Here is a 254-nt window from a genome sequence, read left to right as displayed (position 1 = left end):
GATTGACCGGAATGCGGCCACCGATCGAGGTGTCGCCGCGTTCGGAAGCCGGGCCGCCTTCGCCGAACTCAAAGAATCCCAGGTTCTCGATCTGGATGATTTCGCCCATTGCGGTCGCGTCATGCACTTCCGCCACCGATACATCGCGCGGGCCGACGCCAGCCGCCTCATACGCCCGCCGTGCCGCATGTACGGTGAGGTGGTTGCGCACGTCGGTATAGTTTCGATCGCTGCCGGTCTGAATCACCGACGAC

The 254-nt window shown here is 63.4% G+C and carries 1 protein-coding gene; it reads right to left on the bottom strand.

Going from position 1 to position 254, the window contains the following annotated elements; translation table 11 throughout:
* Positions 1-254, bottom strand: a 254-nt coding sequence (locus SB771_RS35790) for a thiolase C-terminal domain-containing protein (protein WP_410722141.1), incomplete at both ends; no start/stop codon positions are given.

Origin of the sequence: Burkholderia sp. SIMBA_051 (genome assembly GCF_046534915.1) — a bacterium.
GTDB lineage: Bacteria > Pseudomonadota > Gammaproteobacteria > Burkholderiales > Burkholderiaceae > Burkholderia > Burkholderia ambifaria.
The sequence above is the reverse complement of the archived record's forward strand: the minus strand, read 5'-3'. Positions and strand labels throughout refer to the sequence as shown.